17 protein-coding genes are annotated in these 20,727 nt (G+C 71.1%); 11 read left to right on the forward strand and 6 right to left on the reverse strand.

All coding sequences use genetic code 11. The features are described 5' to 3' along the window. Window positions 1-77 precede the first annotated feature (77 nt). The 3 genes from ACFXKG_RS02585 to ACFXKG_RS02595 all read left to right on the forward strand — a co-directional run bounded on the left by ACFXKG_RS02585 (window position 78) and on the right by ACFXKG_RS02595 (window position 3,981). On the forward strand, window positions 78-1,070 hold the full coding sequence (locus tag ACFXKG_RS02585) for a D-ribose ABC transporter substrate-binding protein (protein WP_384831044.1): 993 nt from the start codon (window positions 78-80) through the stop codon (window positions 1,068-1,070). 147 nt (window positions 1,071-1,217) lie between these two features. Beyond that, window positions 1,218-2,150: a sugar-binding transcriptional regulator gene (locus ACFXKG_RS02590; RefSeq protein WP_384831768.1), complete on the forward strand. Its 933-nt coding sequence runs from the start codon at window positions 1,218-1,220 to the stop codon at window positions 2,148-2,150. Between the two features lie 220 nt (window positions 2,151-2,370). Then, window positions 2,371-3,981, forward strand: coding sequence for a nucleoside hydrolase-like domain-containing protein (locus tag ACFXKG_RS02595; protein WP_384831047.1), 1,611 nt, complete (start codon window positions 2,371-2,373; stop codon window positions 3,979-3,981). A gap of 19 nt (window positions 3,982-4,000) precedes the next feature. Here the strand turns inward: ACFXKG_RS02595 and ACFXKG_RS02600 are convergent, their stop codons facing one another. Further along, on the reverse strand, window positions 4,001-7,126 hold the full coding sequence (locus tag ACFXKG_RS02600) for a discoidin domain-containing protein (protein ID WP_384831050.1): 3,126 nt from the start codon (window positions 7,124-7,126) through the stop codon (window positions 4,001-4,003). Between the two features lie 167 nt (window positions 7,127-7,293). Beyond that, the gene (locus ACFXKG_RS02605; RefSeq protein WP_384831053.1) at window positions 7,294-7,761 is read right to left on the reverse strand and encodes a YybH family protein; all 468 of its coding nucleotides are present in this window, start codon (window positions 7,759-7,761) and stop codon (window positions 7,294-7,296) included. A gap of 344 nt (window positions 7,762-8,105) precedes the next feature. On the opposite strand from ACFXKG_RS02605, the gene ACFXKG_RS02610 reads away from it, so the two are divergent. Next, window positions 8,106-10,346 (forward strand): MMPL family transporter, encoded by a 2,241-nt coding sequence (locus ACFXKG_RS02610; RefSeq protein WP_384831055.1) that lies wholly within the window; start codon window positions 8,106-8,108, stop codon window positions 10,344-10,346. Window positions 10,347-10,722: 376 nt separating this feature from the next. Beyond that, window positions 10,723-11,235: a hypothetical protein gene (locus tag ACFXKG_RS02615; protein WP_384831058.1), complete on the forward strand. Its 513-nt coding sequence runs from the start codon at window positions 10,723-10,725 to the stop codon at window positions 11,233-11,235. 42 nt (window positions 11,236-11,277) lie between these two features. Here ACFXKG_RS02615 and ACFXKG_RS02620 read toward each other — a convergent pair whose 3' ends face one another. Beyond that, window positions 11,278-13,977, reverse strand: a complete 2,700-nt coding sequence (locus ACFXKG_RS02620; RefSeq protein ID WP_384831061.1) for an AAA family ATPase — start codon at window positions 13,975-13,977, stop codon at window positions 11,278-11,280. Window positions 13,978-14,329: 352 nt separating this feature from the next. Here ACFXKG_RS02620 and ACFXKG_RS02625 point away from each other — a divergent pair, with 352 nt between their 5' ends. Both ACFXKG_RS02625 and ACFXKG_RS02630 read left to right on the forward strand, forming a co-directional pair. After that, window positions 14,330-14,710, forward strand: a complete 381-nt coding sequence (locus tag ACFXKG_RS02625; RefSeq protein ID WP_384831063.1) for a Dabb family protein — start codon at window positions 14,330-14,332, stop codon at window positions 14,708-14,710. Between the two features lie 210 nt (window positions 14,711-14,920). Then, the gene (locus ACFXKG_RS02630) at window positions 14,921-15,847 is read left to right on the forward strand and encodes an NADP-dependent oxidoreductase (RefSeq protein WP_384831066.1); all 927 of its coding nucleotides are present in this window, start codon (window positions 14,921-14,923) and stop codon (window positions 15,845-15,847) included. Between the two features lie 36 nt (window positions 15,848-15,883). Here ACFXKG_RS02630 and ACFXKG_RS02635 read toward each other — a convergent pair whose 3' ends face one another. Further along, the gene (locus ACFXKG_RS02635) at window positions 15,884-16,261 is read right to left on the reverse strand and encodes a MerR family transcriptional regulator (protein ID WP_384831771.1); all 378 of its coding nucleotides are present in this window, start codon (window positions 16,259-16,261) and stop codon (window positions 15,884-15,886) included. Between the two features lie 287 nt (window positions 16,262-16,548). On the opposite strand from ACFXKG_RS02635, the gene ACFXKG_RS02640 reads away from it, so the two are divergent. From ACFXKG_RS02640 to ACFXKG_RS02650, 3 genes are read left to right on the forward strand one after another with little or no spacing between them, the layout of a single operon-like run. Continuing rightward, window positions 16,549-17,925 (forward strand): rhodanese-like domain-containing protein, encoded by a 1,377-nt coding sequence (locus tag ACFXKG_RS02640; protein WP_384831069.1) that lies wholly within the window; start codon window positions 16,549-16,551, stop codon window positions 17,923-17,925. 39 nt (window positions 17,926-17,964) lie between these two features. Next, complete coding sequence (locus ACFXKG_RS02645; protein ID WP_384831072.1) at window positions 17,965-18,138, forward strand: hypothetical protein; 174 nt, start codon at window positions 17,965-17,967, stop codon at window positions 18,136-18,138. After that, window positions 18,135-18,887, forward strand: a complete 753-nt coding sequence (locus tag ACFXKG_RS02650) for a sulfite exporter TauE/SafE family protein (protein ID WP_384831075.1) — start codon at window positions 18,135-18,137, stop codon at window positions 18,885-18,887. The genes ACFXKG_RS02645 and ACFXKG_RS02650 overlap by 4 nt, the downstream gene beginning before the upstream one ends. Window positions 18,888-18,924: 37 nt before the next feature. Here ACFXKG_RS02650 and ACFXKG_RS02655 read toward each other — a convergent pair whose 3' ends face one another. Beyond that, the gene (locus tag ACFXKG_RS02655) at window positions 18,925-19,206 is read right to left on the reverse strand and encodes a metal-sensitive transcriptional regulator (protein ID WP_055469017.1); all 282 of its coding nucleotides are present in this window, start codon (window positions 19,204-19,206) and stop codon (window positions 18,925-18,927) included. Between the two features lie 78 nt (window positions 19,207-19,284). Here ACFXKG_RS02655 and ACFXKG_RS02660 point away from each other — a divergent pair, with 78 nt between their 5' ends. Beyond that, entirely contained in the window at window positions 19,285-19,857 is a 573-nt protein-coding gene (locus tag ACFXKG_RS02660; RefSeq protein ID WP_384831078.1) for a rhodanese-like domain-containing protein, read from the forward strand. Between the two features lie 53 nt (window positions 19,858-19,910). Here the strand turns inward: ACFXKG_RS02660 and ACFXKG_RS02665 are convergent, their stop codons facing one another. Then, window positions 19,911-20,720 carry an SDR family oxidoreductase gene (locus tag ACFXKG_RS02665; protein WP_384831081.1) on the reverse strand — a complete coding sequence of 270 codons (810 nt, stop codon included), beginning with the start codon at window positions 20,718-20,720 and terminating at the stop codon, window positions 19,911-19,913. Window positions 20,721-20,727: the final 7 nt, after the last annotated feature.

Genomic DNA, 20,727 nt, shown 5'->3' on the forward strand with positions numbered 1-20,727 from the left:
TCCGGGGCCCGTCCCCTCCACCGCTCGCAGTACCGACCTACGTACCCATATCCGCACACCGTTGTGAGGAGACCAGAATGTTCCACCGCAAGCGCAACCGCACCGCCACGACCACCGCAGCCCTCGCGGCAGGTGCTCTGCTCCTGACCGCGTGCGGGGGATCAGGCGACTCGTCGTCCGGCGCGGCATCGTCCGAGAGCGGTTCGAAAAGCAACCTGGTCGCCATCATCACCCCCTCCGCGGACAACCCCTTCTTCAAGGCCGAGGCCGACGCGGCGAAGAAGAAGGCCGAAAGCCTCGGCTACACGACCTCGGTCGCCTCGCACGACGACGACCCGAACAAGCAGAGCGAACTCATCGACGCGGCCGTCTCCCGCAAGGCCGCGGCGATCATTCTCGACAACGCGGGCGCCGACGCGTCGATCGGCCCCGTCCGCAAGGCCACGAAGGCCGGCGTCCCCGTCTTCCTGATCGACCGGGAGATCAACGAGACGGGCATCGCCAAGGCCCAGATCGTGTCCAACAACGCCCAGGGCGCGCAGCTCGCCGCGCAGGAGTTCGTCACCGCGATGGAAGGCAAGGGCGAATACGTCGAGTTGACCGGCAAGGAGTCCGACACCAACGCCAGTGTCCGCTCCAAAGGCTTCACCGACGTCATCTCGCAGTACCCGGACATGAAGCAGGTCGCCAAGCAGACGGCCAACTGGGATCAGCAGGAGGCCTTCAGCAAGATGGAGACCATCCTGCAGCGCAACCCGAAGATCCGTGGTGTGATCGCCGGGAACGACACCATGGCCCTCGGCGCGGTGGCCGCACTCAAGTCGGCCAAGCGCGAGAACGTCATCGTGGTCGGGTTCGACGGCAGCCCGGACGCCATCGCCCAGATCAAGGCCGGCACCATGCGGGCGACGGCCCTCCAGCCCGCCGCGCTGGGAGCCGAGCGCGCGGTCGAGCAGGCGGACACGTACGTGAAGACGGGCAAGACCGGACAGCCCGAGAAGCAGTCCATCGACTGCGAACTGATCACCGAGAAGAACGCCGCCGAGTACGGCGTCTTCGCCAAGCTCTGACACCGGCGACGTGGGCACCGCGGCCAGCCATGGCCGAGCCCCGACGATAGGGTGCTCCGCAGCGGTAACAGGCCCTGGCGCCCGGCCGCCAGGGATGACAAGGATGGAGACATGGTGGCGGCAGCGTCCACTCCCAGCCCTGACCATATGAGGCTGCTGATCAAAGTAGCCCGCATGTATCACGAGCGCGGAGTGCGGCAGCCCGAGATCGCGGCACACCTCAACATGTCGCAGCCGCGCGTCTCCCGTCTGCTCAAAGAGGCGGTCGACAGAGGTGTGGTCCGCACCGTCGTGGTGTCGCCCGAAGGCGTACACGCCGAGCTGGAGGAAGCCCTCGTCGAGCGGTATGGCCTGCGCGACGCCGTCGTGGTCGAAGTGGAGGGCTCGGGGGCGGACGTCATCCCCGCGCTCGCCGCGGCCACCGCCACCTATCTCGACGCGACGCTCAAGGGAGGAGAGGTCATCGGTGTCTCCTCCTGGAGCGCCACTCTGCTCGAATCCGTGAAGGTCATGCGGGCCAGGACGTCGTCCGTGGCACACGAAGTCGTCCAGATCGTCGGTGGCTCCGGCAGCCCGGAAGTACAGCTGCACGCCACCCGGTTGACGAGCCGACTGGCGGAACTCACCGGCGCGCGACCGGTGTTCGCCCCCTCCGCCGCCCTGGTCGGCAGCAGGGAACTGAGGGTCCTGCTGGCGCAGGAGCCGGCGATGGTGGGTGTCATGCAGGCGTGGTCACGCCTCACACTGGCGCTCCTCGGTATCGGCAGCCTCGATCCCTCTCCGCTGCTGCGACGTTCGGGCAACGCCATCACCACGCAGGACCAGCGGGCACTGAAAAAACTCGGAGCGGTGGGCGACGTCTGCGCCCGGTACTTCGACGCCGACGGGAACTCCGTCGGCGCGCCTTTCAACGACCGCCTCATCGGCATCGATCCGGATCAGCTGCGCGCCGTGGAACGCCGTATCGCGGTGGCGGGCGGAATGGACAAGGTGGCAGCGATCCGGGGCGCGGTGCGAGGCAGGTGGATCAACATCCTGGTCACCGATGTCGATGTCGCCCGAGAACTGCTGAGCGACTGACCGCGGTACGACACGTCCACAAGGCCGGAGGGCGGCTTCGGCACCTCCGTCGCCTCCGTACCTCCGCCCCTCCGTACCTCCGCCCCTCCGTACCTCCGCCCCTCCGTACCTCCGCCCCTCGGCGGCTCCGTAGCGGTACGGGGCGGCTTCGAGCGGTGAGCCCGTACGGCCGAAGCACTTCCCCAACTCGTCAGCAGCGCCCTACACATGGAGGTCTCCGATGGAACCCAGCGCCCCGATCAGCGCCCCACGATCTCCCGGATTCTCCCACCTCGCCCGCGCGCTCGTCGTGAGCACAGCGGCTCTCGGCCTCACACTGTCGCTCACCCAGACCGGCGCGGCGGCAGGCGCCGGCACATCGGCCGCGGACCGGGACCGGCAGGTGCGCACCGGCAGCCATGCCACCGCACCGTCGGCCGCACCCCGTACGATCGTGACGACCGACCCGGAGCTGGACGACCTCAACTCGATGCTGCGCATGCTGCTCTACAGCAACGAGATCAACATCGCCGGCCTCGTCTACTCCTCCAGCCAGCACCACTACCAGGGCGACCCGAGCCGAGGCCTGGAACCACACCGCTGGCCCGCCCCCGGAGCCCGGCTGCACATCGACGAGGCCGTCGACGCCTACGCCCGGGCCTACCCGAACCTCGTCCGGCACGACCCGCGCTATCCCACGCCCTCCCGACTGCGGTCGCTGATCGCGACGGGCAATGTCACCGACGAGGGCGACATGGCCGCGGACACGGACGGCTCCGACCTGATCAGGAAGGTCCTGCTGGACGACAGGCCGGGACAGGTGTTCCTGCAGGCCTGGGGCGGGCCCAACACCATCGCCCGGGCCCTCCGGTCGATCCAGGAGGAGTACCAGGGCACTCCCCGGTGGCGCGCCGTCTACAAGAAGGTCGTGAACAAGGCGGTCATCACCAGCTTCGGCCAGCAGGACTCCACGTTCGACGACTACATCAAGCCCAACTGGCCCGACATCCAGAACCGGGAGGTGGCCACGTCCGTCTGGGGTTACGGCTCCCGCGGTGTCGTTCGCCCCGAGGACGCGTTCTACCACTCCGCCGAGTGGACCAGGACCAACGTCTCCGCCGCGGGACCGATGGGCGCCTCCTACCGCGTCTGGGGCGACGGCAAGCAGATGGCGGCCGGCTTCGACGACGAGGACTACTTCGGCCTGTCCGGATACACGGCCGAGGAACTCAAAGCGATGGGGTACCTGGTGTGGACGCCACCGCAGCCCAAGGGATCGTGGATCTCCGAAGGCGACTCCTCCAACTTCGCCCTCCTCGTCGACAACGGACTGCGCAGCTACCAGCAGCCCGGCTGGGGCGGCTGGGGCGGCCGACAGGTCGTCGACCCCGACGACCCCCACCGGTGGTCCAACCGGGACGCACAGGACGCCGACGAGACCGGCGCCACGCCCCGTGACTACGCGGCCGCGCGGTGGTTCTCCGCCTTTCAGAACGACTTCGCCGCGCGCCTCCGATGGAGCGTCAGCAGTTACGCCGACGCCAACCACGCCCCCCGCGTTCGCATCACCCAAGGCCTGGACATCGACCGCCGCGCAGGCCGGCCCGTCGAACTCACCTCCCGGGTCACCGATCCCGACGGCGACACCGTCACGCGTACGTGGTGGCAGTACCGGGAAGCCGGAACGTACCCCGGCACCGTCGACATCCGGCGCAAGGGCACGAGCACCGTGCAGGTGAACGTTCCCGCCGATGCCCGGCCCGGCCAGACCATCCACCTCATCCTCGAAGCCAAGGACAACGGCTCGCCGGCCCTCACCAGTTACCAACGAGTCGTCATCACCGTCGTCTGACGCGGTCAGAGGGCGGGCGTCAGCGCACCGTCAGGCGCCGCAGGTGTGACACCGGCGCATGCGACCCGTCGACCTCGACACCGACGTAGCGGGCCGTTCCGGAGACGGCCAGCCGGCGGAGGCGACCCCGCCCGGTGAGGGGCCCGGCGTTCCGGTAGGTGATGCCGTCCGTGCTGAGGCCTGTCTTCGCGCCCGGCACGGCGCCGGTCGTCCACTCGGTCTCCACCAGGCGGACCGGAAGCTCCGCGCCGAGGTCCACCACCATGCGGCCGCGCGTGCCCGGCCGCCACGCGGTGCGGGCGTCGCCGTCCACCGCCGCCGCGGGGTCGGACATGCCCTCCGGCAGTGGGTTCGTGGGGAAGACGGTCCTGCCGAGGGCCAGGTCGTCGTGCGGGTAGGCGGTCGCGCCGTCCAGGACCACGGTGATCGTCCGGCCCGCTGTCACGACAGCGGCCTTGCCGCGTCCCTGGGCCTGGACGCGCAGGGCACAACTGGCCCCGGACAGGCGCACGGTGGCGCCGTCGACGACCTGGACCCGCAGGCCCGACGGCAGTCGCTCGCCCGTGAGGGGGGTGAGTGTGAAGCGCGGGGCCAGCACGACCGCCGAGGCGGCGGGCAGGGCGGCCTCGAAAGCGGTGCCGTCGGCGGTCAGCCGCTGCGTGCCCTCGAAGACCACCGTCTCCGTGCCGGCGCGCGGGATCGCGACCCTCGTACTGACGGACTCCCCGGAGAGGTTGAACAGGGTCAGATACCCGTCCGTCAGCGTCGTGCGTACCTCGGCGGCCTCCGCCGAGGGCGCGGGGCGCCGGGCTGTCACGCGCAACTCCCCGGCCGAGGAACCGGGGAAGCCCTCGACGAGGAGGGGCGCCGCCGGGCCGTCGCCGAGGACGATCCTGTCGTCGTGGACGCCGATCGGGTTCCGCCCCTCACGCACCACGAGCCCCGCGCGCCCCGCCACGTCGAGCCAGCCGCCGCGGCTGCTCACCGCCGGCCTCGGCCCGGTCGCCAGGTCCTGCCAGTTCCGGCCGTCCGTGGAACCCTGGACGCGGTAGGCGCGGCCGGCCGCCGACTCCCAGCGCAGGGTGACGTGGCCGATCCGGCGCTCGGCGCCGAGGTCGACGGCCAGCCAGCTGTCGGCGCGCGGACGTTCGGCCCTCGACACCGCCCAGCGGGTGGTCGCGTCGCCGTCCACCGCGAGGGGCGCGCCCTTCCCGGCGTCGGCCGACGAGGCGGTGGCGGATCCACCGCGCGCGAGGTCCTCGCCCTGAGGGCCCTCGCGCACCTCGACGGCGTACAGGGAGTACCCGTAGGACGGGTCGGGCCGCACGCCGAGCATGCGGACATGGCGCACCGTCGTGGGCGTGAAGCCGAGGTCGTCGACCCGCCCCGCGGGTGTGCCGGGGGAGGTGTCGCGGGCGCGGACGGTCGCCTCGCCCTCCTCGAAGCGGTACGTGCGCGCGCCGTCGAGCCCTGGCATGCCGGGCATCGTGAGGTTGTGCACGTCGAGGCGGCCCTCCGCGTCGGCGGTGCCGCTGCTCGCGTAGACGACGGCGCCCGTCGGCAGCGTCGCGAACCCGGCCCAGCCGCCGTCCAGACGCAGCAGCGTCGCGCCGGCGTCGAAGCCGTCGCGCAGGGACTCGTACACACGTACGGTACGGCCCTGGACCTTCGCACCGGTGGCGGGCAGGAACATCGGGGTCGCGCCGCTGAGCCGGAACAGCCAGTCGTCGTGCCTCGGCTGCCAGGCGAACTTCACGAACCCCGGCTTGGTCACCGCACCGGCCCACGCGCCACGCGACTGGTGCGACACCAGCCCGGGGCCGCTCCCGAAGTCCGTGACACCGGAGGCCTGCGCGAACAGTTCCTCGCGCGACAGTGCCTGCACGGGCCGGCCGGCGGCAGCCGCCCACACGTGCAGCAGATAGCTGATCGCTATCTCTGCGCGTGCCTCCGGCTCGTACTTCGGCTCCCCCGAGAACTTCACCATCCGGTGCGCGGGCGGGTACTGCTGGTAGGCCTCCAGCCGCGACGCCAGCTCCTGCTCCGCGCGCGCCGCGGCCGGGTCGCGCATCACCTGGGAGAGGAAGGCGAGCGGGATGACGTCCCTGCCGTAGAGGTGCTCGCGGTCGTTGACCATCGGCATCAGCGGCTCACCCGCGTCGCTCATGACGCCCAGCAGTGTGCGCCACAGCGGCTCGGCGTTCGGCTGCCGCACGAGGACCTGCGGCAGGGGCCGTCCTGCCGCGAGGAAGTGCGCGGCGTTACGGCCGGAGGTGCGCCACAACTCCTCCTGGTAGTGCGGGCCGAAGGAGCCGTGGTTCTCGACGATGAAGGTGTCGTACAGATTGCGGGCGGTGTTCTCGGAGACGGCGACGCCGTCCACGCGGGCCGGGTTGGCGAGGTCGGCGGGCGGCAGCCCCGCCTCGTTGCGCGACCAGATGCCGTACCACGTGGCCCAGTCGGCGGCGCGGTGGTCGTCGTGGGCCCATGCGAGCGCCGGCGCGAGGGTCTGCGCGTACAGGCCCATCTCCTCCAGCTTGGTGTCGCCGACGTGTCCCCCGAGCAGTCCGTTCGGCGTCCAGCTGCCCGAGGCGGGGTCGTCGCCACTGCCCAACGACGCGCAGTAGGCGGCCTGTTCGCGGATGACGGTGTCGACGTTCGTCCGTGTCGTGGCGTCGAGGTCCTGCCACAGAAGCCGGGCGGCGAGGATGAAGTACGACTGGAACGTGGTGTCGAAGAACAGTGTGCGTCCCCACTCGCCTCCGCCCGTGAGCCGGTTGGACGCGGCGAAGTGGCGGATCGTGGCGAGTGTGCGCCGCTTGAGGGTCTCCGGGTCCGTTCCCGCGCGCTCCGTGTCGTAGGTGCCGTGGGTGAGCAGGACCGCGTTGCCGAGGACCACGGCGAACCCGAAGTCCTTGGCCCGGTAGTGGCCCTGGGCCTCGTCCCACTGGGTCTCGGACCACCGGGTGTGGTCCAGGAGCACCCGCAGATAGGTGGCCGCGACGTCGTCGGGGGGCGTGTCCGTGCGGCCTTTTGCCGCGTGGGGGCTCGCGGAGGCGCTGAGCGGAGGCAGGGCGGCCAGCGCGCCCGTGAGACCGGCGAGGTGCAGGAAGCGGCGGCGGTCGAGGGGCAGGGGATGCGACACGGAGCGGAACCTCGGCAGGTAGACAACGTTGTCAGAAGCGTGTCGCACATTCTTCGGCGGTCCCGGTGCGCGCGTCAACGGGTGTGACGTCGGTAATTCGACGGGTGCGCCGGAGCCTCCGGGCCGCCGTACCGGCTCGGAGCGGGAGTCCGAGCCGGTACGCGGGGTCATGGGGCCTTGCGCGTCGGCAGCACGCCGTCGAGATCCCCCGCGGGCAGCACCTTGGACGAGTTGTGTTCGCGGACGATCCGCCAGCCGTCAGGTGTTCGGTGCCAGACCAGCGAGGTCGTGGTGCGAAGGTCCGTGGTGACGTCGGGCATGGTGATCCGCGCGACGAAGGTCAGGGTGGACGCGGCCAGATCGTGGCCCGCGACGACATGGGGGCCGTCGTCGACGGCATGATGCGCGGAGACCATCCGGCGGAAGGCGGGCTCCCAGATGGAGCCGTATCCGGCGGCTGTCGTCGCCACGCGCTGCGCGGGGTCGAAGTCGTCGTAGAGGCGGACGTCCGGGGCGCTGAAGTCGTAGAACTCACCGAAGGTGCGCCGGAAGTCGAACGGCGCGTCCCCCTCGTCACGCTCCCAGCCGAACACCCATCGGCGGTGCAGGTCGGCGATTGCCTGTTCGTGTTTCATGACTCGACGCTAGGACCGTGTGCGGGGCTCAGCCAGGGTCCACCGCACCCACCCGCCGCCGGGACCGCGGGGCGTCGCCCATGTCCCCATGGGCTGCGGAGGGCGCTCGGCCTCCGATCCGACGAGGCATCAGAAACCGCGGCGGGTCAGATTTCCCTCACAGGTGTCAAGTAAATCTCCTACTGCTCAAACGCCGCGAGTCTTACTAGCGTCGTTCCCGGCGACGAAGAGCGCGGCACCGCACCCTCTCTGACGGGGTGAAGGGGCTCTGCGGTGCGTGAAGCCGGTTCCTGTCCGGCTGGCGCCCCTCGCCTATCGCAGAAAGCATTGAAGGAGATTCATCCGTGTTCGAACGTATAGCCGAACTGGCGATCCGCCGGTCTCGGCTGGTGCTGATCGTCGCTGTCGTGGCCTTGGCTCTCATGAGTGGGCTGGGGGCGGGCGCCTTCGACAAGTTGAAGGGGGGCGGATTCGACGACCCCGCCTCCGCGTCCACCCGAGCGGCAGAGGTCATCGACGAGAAGTTCGGCGGAGAGGCGAACCTGGTCCTCCTGGTCAGCTCTTCCGACGGCCGTGTCGACACCCCCGCCTCCGGCAGGACCGGCCGAGCCCTGGTGGCCGACCTCAAGAAGGAGAAGAACCTCACCAACATCGTCTCGTACTGGGAGACGAACAGCCCCGACCTCCGCTCCGAGGACGGCCGTGAAGCCGTGGTGCTCGCCCATGTGAAAGGCGACCCCACGCAGCTCCGGGACAACGTCCAGGAGATCCTCGACGCCTACACCGGTACCTACCAGGGCACCCTCACGGTCCAGGCCGGAGGGGGCGCGGCCGTGGGCGCCGACCTGTCCGGCCAGGTGGTCGACGATCTGATCCTCGCCGAAGTGATCGCCGTACCCCTCACCCTCCTCCTGCTCCTGTTCGTCTTCGGCAGCGTCGTCGCGGCCCTGCTGCCGCTGGTCATCGCGGTCATCGCCATCATGGGCTCGTTCGCCCTGCTCTTCGTACTCGGCAGCGTCACCGATGTCGGCGACACCGCGACCAACCTCACCACCGCGCTGGGCCTCGGACTGGGCATCGACTACGCCCTTCTGATGGTCAGCCGCTTCCGGGAGCAGATCGCGGCCGGGGTGAGCGTGGACGACGCCGTCCGGCGGACGGTGCACACCGCCGGCCGCACCGTCGCCTTCTCCGCCGCGACGGTCGCGGCCGCCCTGGCGGCACTCCTCGTGTTCCCGCAGTACTTCCTGCGCTCGTTCGGCTTCGCCGGTGTCGGTGTCGTGGTCATCGCCGCCCTCAGCACCCTGTTCGTGATGCCGGCCCTGCTGAAGGTCCTGGGACACCGGGTCAACAGCGGGCGACTGCCGTGGGCGAAGCCGGCGCGCTCCGCCACCCGGGAGCCGATGTGGGGACGGCTTGCCCGTACGGTCATGCGGCGCCCCGCGCTCACCGCGCTGCCCGTCCTCGCGGTGCTGCTCTTCGCGGCGAGCCCGCTGCTGGGCATCACCTTCGGCACGCCCGACGAACGCGTGCTGCCCGAGGACGCCGAGAGCCGCCAGGTCTCGCAGGTGCTGCGGGAGAAGTTCGCGAGCAGTGAGGACTCGGCCCTCCAGATCGCCATCGACCGGTCCGTGGACCGGGCCCCGCTGGCGTCGTACGCGGGCCGGCTGTCCGAGCTCGCGGGTGTCGTGCGGGTCGAGAGCAGCACGGGCACCTACACCAAGGGAGAGGCCGCGGCGGCCGGCCCGGCCGACTCCGCCCTCGGCCGGCCCGACGCACAGCGGATCAGCGTGGTGAGCGGCCTGACACCCAAGTCGGACGCGGCCCAGGACCTCGTCGAGCGGGTGCGCGCGGTCACCCCGCCCCCCGGGGTCCAGCCCCTGGTCGGGGGAACGGACGCGGTGCTCGTCGACGCCAAGGATTCCATTGCCGATCGGCTCCCCCTGGCCGCGTCCCTGGTCGTCCTCACCACGTTCCTGCTGCTCTTCCTGTTCACCGGCAGCGTCGTGCAGCCGCTGCGCGCACTGCTCCTCAACCTGATCAGCCTGGGAGCCACCCTCGGCGTGATGACCTGGATCTTCCAGGACGGCAACCTCTCCTCGCCGCTCGGCTTCACCGCGCAGCCGATGGAGGTGTCCATGACGGTGCTGATGTTCTGCATAGCCTTCGGCCTCTCCATGGACTACGAGGTCTTCGTCACCAGCAGGATCAAGGAGCTCCACGACCACGGAGCCGACAACGAGACCGCCGTGGCCGATGGTCTCGGCCACACCGGGCGCATCGTCAGCGCGGCTGCCTTCCTGCTCGCGGTGAGCTTCTTCGCCTTCGGCACCGCCAAGATCAGCTTCATGCAGATGTTCGGCCTCGGCAGCGGACTGGCTGTCCTCCTCGACGCCCTCGCCGTGCGCGGCGTCCTCGTCCCCGCCGCGATGCGCCTGCTCGGGAAGACGGCCTGGTACGCGCCCGGCTTCCTGCGCAGGCTCCACACGCGGTACGGACTGAGCGAAAGCGGCCCCGAGCCGGTGTCCGCACCCGGACCTGTCGCCGTGGCTCCGGCACCCATGGAGAAGTCGACCAGGGTGTGACGACCGGCGCGGCACGCCGAACAACGGAAACCGTCCCCGGCCCGCCGCCGTGCGCCCAGCGCGGTGGTGCGGGCCGGGGCCCTCGTCGCGTACCCGGCGTTGCGGTGGCCGGTCGCACGGAGGTGTGCGGGCGCGCGCAGCCGATGCCCCTCGGCCGGGTAGGCAATCATTGCCGATGCGACTCGCGGGCCGGGAGGGAACGATGAGCGCGTCGCACAAGGAACCTCCTGGAGTGCTCAACGGTCCGACATCGTGATCACCGGCGGAAGCCCGGGGATCGGACGCGCGCACTCATGGACTCACCGGGCATGTCGACACGTCAACAGTTGGATTGCCAGGATGCTGACGCCATGTCACTGTCCGGATGGAGTTTTGCGTGCTTGCCTTCGATCCGCGCCGCGCGATCTACAGTTTCCGCGCGGCGACGATCACACCGGCGGTGCTGTTCGCGGCACCGCTCGTCTCGTTCGTCGTCGATCCCGGCGCCGTCTGGGCCGAATACCCGGGGATCTTCTTCCACCTGTCGCTGCTTCTGCTGGTCCCGTGGCTGGACGCGCCGGTCTGGGCGAGAACGGCCGGATACGCCTGGGTCGTGCTCGATGTGCTGACGGGCGTGCTGGTGATCAACGACGTTCCGCACGAGACCGCGTGGCCGGTCCGGCTGGCGGGGCACATATTCGCGGGCATCTGGATCGCGACCACGTCGTTGTGCGTGGAAGTGCTTGTCATCCGTGTGGTCGGTGTGGCCGCCGGAGTGTGGCTGTTCGGCTATACGTTTGTGGCGTCCGTGCTTCCGGAACCGGCCCTGGGGCCGGCCAGCGTGCTGACCACCGCCTGGTTCGTGCTGCTGGCCGTCCTGCACAAGCCGGTCCGGCCCGCGCTGAGTTGACCGTTCCCCGTTGTCGCCGCCCGCGACGAACGGCCGCGAGGCCTACGTGAACCGTTCGTGGGTGAGCACCTCGGGGTGGTCCTTGAGCTGGCGCCGTGACGTCAGGCCGAGCTTGCGGAAGATGTTGCGCAGGTGGGCGTCGACGGTGCGTTTGCTGATGAAGAGCTGGCCGGCCACCTCGTGGGAGGTGGCACCGGAGGCGACGAGGCGGGCGACGGCGACTTCCTGCATGGTGAGCTTCTCGTAGGGCTGCTCGGAACGGGGGCGGACCCTTTCGCCGGTGGCGCGCAGCTCGTTGGCGGCCCGCCCGGCGAAGCCCTCGTTCCCGGCCTTGGACAGCAACTCATGTGCGGTGCGCAGGTGTTGACGGCTGTCGCGGCGGCGGCCCTCACGACGCAGCCACTGTCCGTACAGCAGGTGCGCCCGGCCCAGGTAGGGAGCCAGACGCTCCTTGGCGAGGAGCTCGACGGATTCCTGGAAGTGGTGCTCGACGCCGGTCACGAGCCCTCGCGCGTAGGCGGCGATCCCCCGGCCGACGCCGGTTCCGCCGGCCTCGGTGCGCTCGGTCAGCGATGCCAGCGCCTCCTTCGCGGTGGCGTGGTCGTCGCAGTGGACAGCTGCCTCGATGAGTTCCGGCAGGGCTGATCCGGTGAGGAAGATGTCGTCGTGCTCGGTGGCCCTGCGCGCGGCGGCCAGGGCGGCAGGGTAGTCGGCGAGTCCGTTGTTGAGCAGAGCCGTCGTCGAGTGCAGGTTCGTCACCTGCCCCGTGCCGTGGGGACCGTTCTCGGCCTCCCGGGCAAGCTCCTCGAACTCTTCGCGGCGGCCACGCTGTGCGGCCAGGTGGAGGCGGTGGTAGATGAGGGGAGGAAGGCCGGCGGCGTCGGCGATCGCGGCCTCCTCGGCGGTGGCGGCGATCGCCTGCCCGAGGTCGCCGGTCATGGCGGCGTCGATGGCCTGCTGTGCGAGGCCCAGCCTGAGGACCAGCGGGGAACCCGATTCACGGCCGTCCTTCACCAGCCAGTTGGCGATGTCGGTATGGGTCCGCGGGTCCCACAGTTCGATGGCGATCATGGCCGCGAGGGCCGGTCGCCGTAACCACAGTGGCTCGTGCTCGCCGTGCAGGGTCCGGTGGAGGAGCGGAGCTGCGGTCGGGTAACCGTTGGTGACCAGCTCGATCAGCGCGTCCAGCAGATCCGGGGAATCGGACGCCGGGGCCGCGGATCGGGCCGCGGCCACGACCTTGCGGATGACGCCACCGCCGCGGCCGACGACCAGGCTCATCTCCAGGGCGTCCAGGAAGGAGTCGCGTGCCTGCTGCGGGTGCAGGGCGACAAGCCGTTGTGCGGCGCGCGTCATGAGCATCGGGCCGGCATCGTCGTGTCGCCGGGTGAACGCCGTCCGGCCCCGCAGCAGATCGACTCGGGCGTGCTGGTGGTCATCGAGCGTGGCGGTCTCCAGAGTCGCGAGCAGCCCTTCCGCCACGTCCGTCGTCCCGGCGTCGAAGTGGGCCTGCGCTGCCGCCAGAGTCCGCTCGATCCGGCGCTCGGGATCAAGGGACAGTGCCACCGAGCGTTCGAGGAACGCCGCCGCCGCGGCCACGCCCCCACGTGCCCGCGCCCGTGACGCGCACTGCTCCAAAGCGGCGGCGATGTCGTCGTCGGGGCCGGCGCTGGCCTGCGCGCGGTGCCAGGCCCGCCGGTCCGGCGCCCCCGTCGGGTCGGTGGCTTCGGCCAGCGCGCCATGGGCCATGCGGCGCTCACAGGCCGAGGCGGCCCGGTAGACCGCCGACCGCGCGAGTGGGTGGCAGAAACGGATCCGGTGGCCGAATTCGGCCAGCCCGGTCGTGGCCGCCTCCGCGCTGGACGGGGCCAGGTCGAGGCCGAGGTGGCGCGCGGCCGCCCAGAGCAGGCCGGGATCGCCGGTCGGGTCGGCGGCCGCGACGGTGAGCAGAAGCCGGGCCTCCGCGGTCAGGCCGGTCAGCCTGGCTTGGAAACCATGCTCGATCCGGTTCGGTACGGAGGACATCTCGGGCGGTACGAAGCCCCCGGCCCGCGGCAGTTCGAGCAGCGCCAGCGGACTGCCCTGGGCCTCCGCGACCAGCCGGTCGCGCACCTGGTCGTCCAGGGGGAACGGGCTGCGCGCCGTCAGCAGAGTCCTGGCGTCCTTGTCGTTCAGACCGCGGACGACCAGCCCGGGCAGCTCGTCGAGCTCCTTCGCCCCGTCCCCCGACCGGGCCGCGAACAGCATCGCGATCGGGTCGGTCGTGATCCGGCGCCCCAGGAAGAGCATGACCTGCAACGACGCGCTGTCCAGCCATTGCGCGTCATCGATCAGGCACAGCAGGGGGCGTTCCTGCGCCGCGGCTGTCAGCAGTCCCAGGGCCGCGAGGCCGATGTGGAACGAGTCGGGCGTCCCCTCGGTCATACCGAAGGCCGCCCGCAGGTCATCGCGACGCGGGTGCGGCAGAGCGTCCAGGTGCTCCAGCATCGGCACGCACAGCTGATGCAGTCCGGAGTACGGCAGATGCTGCTCGAACTCCGAGCCCGAGGCGCGAATGACACGGAACGCCGACGCCGTACCGGCCGCGTGGGCCAGCAACGCGCTCTTGCCGATGCCCGCCTCACCTCTGAGGGCCAGGGCGCCACCCCGGCCCGAGGCCGCCCTGCCGGTCAACTCGTCCATGTGGCGTTTCTCGTCGAATCTGCCGAGGAGCAGGTCCGATCGAGGTGAGGACGTCAACATGTTGAAAACTTTAACTTATCGGCGCACGACCGGAGTTCAGACGTTTGGTGCGGTGACCGGCCGAAGCCGAGGGCGCTCGCCCGGCGGGGCGGTTCGGGAACGGGAGCGTGGCGGCTTCCGCGAGGCCGCCGCGCGGCGGCACCCGCTGCCTGGGGCCGCGAGGGCAGGTGCCGTCGAATAGGCAACTCATGCCGATGTGACGAGGTACCGGACCAGCTCATAGTCGGCTCATGACCTTGATCGGCCCTGCGAACCGCTGGTCGGGGCGCTCGCCGTATTCACGGGCCTGGTGCGGCGCTCCTGCTCCGCACCGTGTCGGCGGAAACGCATTTCACCACCTCTGAAGGGGAGCATGATGATCTACCACACCATCCGGCTGAAGGCCAAGGCGGGCGTCACGGAGGAGCAGGTCGGGGAGGCCCTGGAGAGCATGCGCAACCAGGGCCGGGACATCCCGGCGGTGAAGTCGTTCATCGTCGGGCGCGACTTCGGAGGCGATTTCGACTGCGGCGGCGTGTTCGTCATCGAGGACCTCGACGGCTACTGGGCGTATCTGACGCATCCCGCGCACGCGGAAACCGACCGGATCGGTATGCCCCTGGTGGAGAAGTACGAGTCGTACGACATCGTCGACGACCACGACCCGGAGATGGGGGCGAAGATCGCCGACCTGCACCGGCGCCGGTACGAGAACGACCCCGAGCTGGCCGCGCTGGTGGGCGAGCAGCCGTAGTGCTCCGGAAGTAACGCGACGCGCGGAGGGCTCCGCCGACCCCGGGAGTGACAGTGGACGGGGGTGGCGGAGCCCTCCGCGGCGTCATGACTGACCACACGTGAGGCGTGACGTCCGTCACGCCACTTGAACCTGACATTGATGTCAAGGATTAGCTTTGCGGCGTCCTCGACCGAACGCCGGACGAGGGCGGTGAGAAAGGAAACAGTGATGAGCACAGCCCTGGGGTACCGGACCTTCGGTGGCGCCGACGTCCAGGAGTTCTTCGACCGGCCCGAGCCGTTGCCCGGACCGCTCGAAGTCCTCGTCCGCGTCGCGGCCGCGGGAGTCAACCCGCTCGATCATCTGCTCCGGTCCGGATACGTCCAGGAGTTGAACGGCCACGTCCCCTTCCCGCAGGTCCTGGGAATGGAGGCGGCCGGGACCGTCCTCGCGGTGGGCGCCGAGGTGACCGGCCTGGCCGTCGGCGACCGGGTCACCGGATTCGCCTTGACCGGAGCCGGCACATACGCGGGGGCGACCCTGTTGGCGGCCGAGTCGACGGCCCGTATCCCCGACACGCTGTCGGAGACCTGGGCGGCGACCATCCCCGTCGCCGGCACCACCGCGCTCGACATCCTGGACCAACTCGCGTTGCCCGCCGGGGCGTCGCTGCTCGTGAACGGCATCGGCGGCGGCGTCGGAGTTCCCCTCGCCCAGCTCGCGCGGGACCGCGGCCTGGTCGTGGTCGGCACCGGCAGTGCGGCCAAGCGGGATCGCGCGACGGCGATGGGAGCGACCTTCGTCGACTACACCGCGGGCGATGTCGTGGCCCGGCTCCGGGTACACGCCCCGGACGGCTTCGACGCCGTGGTCGACACGGTCGGCGGTGACTCCCTGCGGAGCGTCGCCCCACTGGCGGCGAAGCCGGACGGGCTCATCTCCGCCGCGGACCCGTCGGTCACCGAGCTCGGTGGCGCGACGGTCCACCGCCGTCTCGACCGGAGCGGCCTTGAGCGCGTCGCCGGGCTGATGGCCGCCGGACGGCTCGATCCCCACATCACGGGGACCTATCCGCTGGCGCGGGCCGAAGAGGCGCTGGCGCTCGTCGAGTCGGGCCACACGGCGGGCAAGCTCGTCATCGACATGCGGCTCTGATCGCACCCCGCGCGGAGACGACCGCCCTCGGCGGGATCAGGAAGAGGGCCGCCCCGGCCCGCCGAGCCGGTGCCGGGTGTTGGCCTCGATCAAGGCATCCAAAGAGTCCCGGGTCTCGACGAGCCGGGTGATGTCGGCGGTCAGACGGTCCCGTTCCCTGACCATCGTGCCGAACGCCTCCTCGGCGATGTCGGCCTCGCCGCTGTCCACGCAGGGCAGCAACTGGGCGATCACCCTGCTCCCCAGTCCCGCGTCGAACAGCCGCCGGATGAGCTGGACCCGCGCGACCTCCGGTCCGGCGTAGTGGCGCTGCCCACCGCCGGACCGTGTGCTGTGGATCAGGCCCTGCTGCTCGTAGTACCGCAGTGATCGGGCGCTGGCCCCCGTCAGCCGGGCCAGTTCTCCGATCCGCATGGTCGGCGGGGGAGACGTCGTGGTCACGGCGCATCCCTTCCGCGTATCAGCCAGTACCGCATGGCCACAGCTTAGCCAGCTCGTGGCCCGCGGTACCTCGCCCGCCTTCACCCGCCTTCATGCGGGCGCACGGGTGCCGACGCCCCGGAGCGCGGGCGGCCGTTGCCCCGCCCGGAGCGGTGCCGCCGCCCGGCTCCTTTCCTTCGCGTAATACCCCCGTGGGTATATCTGTTAGGGTCGGCGTCAGATACCCCCCGGGGTACACCGTTCGAAAGGGGCAGTGAACCGTGTTCTTTGTGGACACCCTGGAAACCCAGGGCCTGGGAAACCGCAGCTACCTGGCCGGCGGAGCCGATGCCGCGGTGGTCGTCGACCCGCCGCGCGACATCGACCGGGTCATCGCCGCCGCGGCCCGCCGCGGGGTACGCATCGCCTTGGTGGCCGAGACCCATGTGCACAACGACTACGTCACCGGCGGCCTGGAGCTCGCCCGCGTCACCGGCGCCCGCTACCTGGTGCCGGCCGGGGCGCAGGTGTCGTTCGCCCGTACCCCCGTCGCCGACGGCGACACCGTCACGGTGGACGAGGGGCTGGCGCTGCGCGCGATGGCCACTCCCGGACACACCCCGCACCACACCTCCTACGCCCTGACCGAGGACGGGCGCGGTGTGGCGGCGTTCACCGGCGGGTCGCTGCTGATCGGCGCGGTGGGCCGCCCGGACCTGGTCGAACCGAGGCTGACCGAGCGACTGGCCCGTGCCCAGCACGCCTCCGCCCACCGGCTGGCCGATGAGCTGGACGACGAGGTGCCGGTCCTGCCCACCCATGGATTCGGCAGCTTCTGCTCCGCCTCACAGGCCGAGGGTGACGCGACCACGATCGGCGAGGAGCGCAGGACCAACGACGCACTGACCATGGACGTGGACAGCTTCGTCGCCCGGCTGCTCGCCGGGCTCGACGACGTGCCCGCGTACTACGCGCACATGGGCCCGGCCAACGCCGCGGGCCCCGCACCGGTCGACCTCACTCCGCCCGGGCAGGCGGACGCCGAGGAGATCGCCTCCCGGCTGGCCGCCGGTGAGTGGGTGGTGGACCTGCGCGGACGCGCGGCCTTCGCCGAGGGGCATGTGGCCGGATCACTCAACTTCGAGGGTGAGGGCAAGCTCGCCACCTACCTGGCCTGGCTGATCCCGTGGGGCAAGCCCGTCACCCTGCTCGCCGACACCCCGGAGCGGATCACCGACGCGCAGCGGGAACTCGCACGGGTGGGCATCGACCGCCCGGCCGCCGCGGCCACCGGCGACCCGGCCGGCTGGGTCCGCGCCGGTGAGCAACTCGCCTCCCTCTCCCGCGCCCGCTTCGCCGACCTCGCCGATGCCCGCGGGCGTGGCGACGACGTGGTCGTCCTGGACGTACGCCGGGACTCGGAACGCGCATCCGGCTGGGTCGACGGGTCGGTCCACATACCGGTCCACGAGGTGCGCGGCCGTATCGGTGAGGTGCCGGACGGAGTGGTGTGGGTGCACTGCGCCGGCGGGATGCGCGCGGCGATCGCCGCCTCACTGCTCGACGCCGCCGGCCGCGACGTCGTCGCCGTCGACGACGGCTTCGACGCCGCCACCGAGGCGGGACTGACCCTCACCCGCCCCGACGCCACCGACTGACGCGCCCTTCCACGCCACCCGCACGAAAGTGATCAAACGATGTTCTCGCTGTTCTCGCTTCTTCGCCGCGGCCCGGGCCGCCTCACCGCGGAACAGGCCCACCGGCGGATCAGGGCCGGCAAGGCCGTTCTGCCGGACGCCCGCGCGACACCGGCCCGTGCGGGCCTGCCGGTCACCGGCGATCGGGGCGACGCCGGCGGTGTCATAGCGTGAGCGCGCTGATCCTGGCCCTGATCGCCGGGGCCGTGGTCGGACTCGCGCTCGGCGCGCTCGGCGGAGGCGGCAGTGTCCTTGCGGTACCCGCGCTGATCTATCTGCTCGGCTTCACCCCGGCCGCCGCCACCACCGCCGGCCTGATCATCGTCACCGCCACCTCGCTCACCGCCCTGTACGCCCACGCCCGTACGGGCAACGTCCGCTGGAAAGCCGGCGCCCTCTTCGCGGCGGCCGGACTCCTGCCCGCCGCCGCGGCCGGAGCCGCCGCGTCCCGCCTGCCCCAGCCGGTGCTGACCGCCGCGTTCGCGGTCGTCGCCGCACTCGCCGCCGTCAGGATGCTGCGCCCCGGCCAGGCCGTCACCGGCTCGGCGGTCGGCGAGGCAGGGCCCGTCAGGGCAGCCGGCGCCGGAGCGGGACTGGGCGCACTGACCGGGCTGCTGGGGGTCGGCGGAGGCTTCCTCGCGGTCCCGGCCCTGGTCACCGTGTTGGCATTCGAGATGCGGGCCGCCGTCGGTACCAGCCTGCTGGTCATCTCGGCGAATTCGCTCGCTTCCCTGACCACCCGGGGTGCCACCACCGGCGGCATCGACTGGGCGGTGGTCGGACCCTTCACCGGGGCGGCGATCCTGGGTGCCTGGGACGGCAGGCGACTGGCCCACGAGGCCACCGGCACGCTCCTGCGGCGCGCCTTCGCCGTCGTGCTGCTGGCGGTGGCCGCCTTCATGCTGACCGATGCCCTTACCTGATGAGCCGGGCGGCGGTTCCGAGCCGCGGCACCACGGCTCAGGCCAGAGAGAGGAACAGCTTCTCCAGCCGGGCACGCATCTGTTCCCGGTCACCGGAAGCGGCCATGTCCGCATCGGTCAGGCAATGCTGCAGACCGGTGGCGATGATCGCGAAACCGGCCTTGTCCAAGGCCCGGGAAGCCGCCGCGAGTTGCGTGACCACGTCCTCGCAGTCCCTTCCCTCCTCGATCATCTTGATCACACCGGCGATCTGACCCTGGGCCCGGCGCAGCCGGTTGATGACCGTCTTCAGTTCCTCAGCCGCCATCGCCAGTTCCACGACCCACACTCCTTTCGAGATACCCCCTTGGGTATCGTGCCGAAAGGGCCACCTTAACCGAACAAAGGACGATCCCCCGTGGCATCCACCGCATCCACCGCACTCACCGTCGACCAGGCCGACGCCCGACTGCACGAACTGACCGTCATCGACGTGCGCACCCCCGGCGAATACGCCACCGGCCACCTGCCCGGCGCCCACAACGTCCCCCTCGACCACCTCGACACCGCGCTGCCCGCCCTGAGGACCGCCGCCGGTCGCGGCGATCTCCTCATCGTGTGCGCCTCGGGCGCCCGCTCCGCGACCGCCTGCCGGCGGCTGGCCGATCAAGGCATCACCGCTGCCACTCTCGTCGGGGGCACCACCGCCTGGACCCGGCTCGGTCACGACACCCACCGCCCCGCCGGCACCCGCACCCCCTGGGCCATGGAGCGCCAGGTCCGCCTCGCCGCCGGACTCCTCGTCCTGGCCGGCCTGGCCGCCGGCCGGAACTGGAGCCCGGCGCGCCGGCTGTCCGCGGGCGTCGCCGGCGGCCTGGTCGTTTCCGCCGTGACCAACACCTGTGGCATGGCCGCGGTGCTCGCCAGGCTTCCCCACAACCAGCCCAGGACGGCCGACCTGGAGGCCACCCTCGCGGCCCTGACCGCCTGACGCCACCAGGCCCGCGGAGGCGGCAACCGCCCGGGGCGGCGGGATCAGTGCTCTCAGCCGAGCTGGGTGGGCACGACCGTCAGCTCGGCGATGTTGACCCGGGCCGGCGCCGTCACCGAGTACGTGATGGCGTCGGCCACGTCATCGGCGGTGATGGGCGTGATCGCCGACCGCATCTCGTCCAGCCCCACCCGGGTGGCGTCGTGTGCCATGGAATCGCCGAGTTCGGTGAGGGCGAACCCCGGGTCGACGGACCGCACCCGTACGCCCCGAGGCCCGAGCGAGGCGCGCAGGTTGCGGGTCAGCTGGGTGACCGCGGCCTTGGTCGCACCGTAGACCGGGTAGTCGGCGAAGATCACCTCGGCCGCGATCGAGCCGATGTTCACCAGGTCCGCGGCCCGTCCGGCGTCCGCCGCGGCGAGAAGGTCGTCGATGAAGACCCGGCCGGTCGACAGGAGTCCCCGAAGATTCACGTCGATCATCTGGTCCCACTCGGCGGTGTCCGCCACGTCGAAGGGCGCTCCGAGCATCACCCCGGCATTGGCGACGACCAGGTCGGGGCTGCCCAGGGCGCCACGGATCGTCGCCGCCGCGGTCGCCAGCGCGGCGGGGTCGGTGACGTCGACGGCGAGGGGCAGGACCCCGGCGGAGCCTTCCTTACGCAGGGTCGCGGCGAGATCGTCCAGCCGCGAGGACCGCCGGCCCAGCAGAGCGACCGCCGCTCCGGCCGAGGCGAAGCGGTGTGCGGTCGCGGCGCCGATCCCGGCGGTCGCCCCGGTGATCACCGCGACCCGGCCGGCGAGCAGCCCCGCGGACGCACCGGGAGCCGACAGGGAGATGTTTTCTGAAAGGTTGTTCGTCATGAGACCG

This window comes from Streptomyces sp. NPDC059255 (assembly GCF_042752355.1).
Taxonomy (GTDB): Bacteria; Actinomycetota; Actinomycetes; order Streptomycetales; family Streptomycetaceae; genus Streptomyces.